The organism is Candidatus Halocynthiibacter alkanivorans (assembly GCF_003333265.1).
GTDB lineage: Bacteria > Pseudomonadota > Alphaproteobacteria > Rhodobacterales > Rhodobacteraceae > Halocyntiibacter_A > Halocyntiibacter_A alkanivorans.
In genome coordinates this window covers 2501-3927 of the sequence record NZ_QOLB01000042.1, presented here as the reverse complement: position 1 = coordinate 3927, position 1427 = coordinate 2501, and the positions used below count along the sequence as shown (strand labels likewise).

Here is a 1427-nt window from a genome sequence, read left to right as displayed (position 1 = left end):
AAGGAATTTCGCTACCTTAGGACCGTTATAGTTACGGCCGCCGTTTACCTGGGCTTCAATTCAGAGCTCTCACCCCTCCTTTTAACCTTCAGGCACCGGGCAGGCGTCAGACCCTATACGTCGTCTTACGACTTCGCAGAGCCCTGTGTTTTTAGTAAACAGTCGCCACCCCCTGGTTTGTGCCCCCAGCTCCCACTTGCGTAGAAACCGGGCCTCCTTCTCGCGAACTTACGGAGGTATTTTGCCGAGTTCCTTCAACATAGTTCTCTCAAGCGCCTTGGTATTCTCTACCTATCCACCTGTGTCGGTTTAGGGTACGATCTCACGGAAGGGCTATTTCCAGGAACCACTCAGCAGCCCATTCAATCCGATAAGGATGAACTACCTCTGTGATCCGTCACCTCTTCCTGGCCCAGGAATATTAACCTGGTTCCCATCGACTACGCCTTTCGGCCTCGCCTTAGGGGTCGGCTTACCCTGCTCAGATTAGCTTTAAGCAGGAACCCTTGGATTTTCGGCGAGAGGGTCTCTCACCCTCTTTGTCGCTACTCATGTCATCATTCTCACTTCTGATCACTCCACCGGATCGCTCACGCGCCGGCTTCACAGTAAGCTCCCTGCCTCCACTATCTTTGCGCTACCGCTTCGCTGCTTGAGCGCGTTGGTACCGCATAAAATAGAAAAGGCGTGGAACTATATCACAGAACGCTCTGCTACCATGCACTATGTGCATCCTAAGTTTCGGCTCATGGCTTGAGCCCCGTTACATCTTCGCCGCAGGACAACTTATCTAGACCAGTGAGCTGTTACGCTATCTTTAAAGGATGGCTGCTTCTAAGCCAACCTCCTGGTTGTTTTGGTCGTCCCACCTGCTTTCCCACTTAGCCATGAATTAGGGGCCTTAACTGTAGGTCAGGGTTGTTTCCCTCTCCACTACGGACGTTAGCATTCGCAGTGTGTCTGCCATCCATTACTCCCGGGTATTCGGAGTTTGGTTAGGGTCAGTAAGGCTGTATGCCCCCATTGCCCATCCAGTGCTCTACCCCCCGGGGTATTCAGATGACGCTCTACCTAAATAGATTTCGCAGAGAACCAGCTATCTCCGAGTTTGATTGGCCTTTCACCCCTAGGCACAACTCATCCCGATCTTTTTCAACAGATGTGGGTTCGGTCCTCCAGTGCATGTTACTGCACCTTCAACCTGGTCATGCCTAGATCACTCGGTTTCGGGTCTGATCCCACTAACTCAATCGCCCTATTAAGACTCGCTTTCGCTGCGCCTACACCTATCGGCTTAAGCTTGCTAGTGAGACCAAGTCGATGACCCATTATACAAAAGGTACGCTGTCAGGCCTCAAGGGCCCTCCAACTGCTTGTAGGCGTCCGGTTTCAGAAACTGTTTCACTCCCCTCGTCGGGGTGCTTTTC

1 rRNA gene (cut by a window edge) is annotated in these 1427 nt (G+C 52.1%); it reads right to left on the bottom strand.

Going from position 1 to position 1427, the window contains the following annotated elements:
* Positions 1 to 1427: ribosomal RNA gene (locus DWA01_RS03840) — 23S ribosomal RNA — on the bottom strand; its annotated part runs 495 nt beyond the window's last position; the annotation flags it as partial.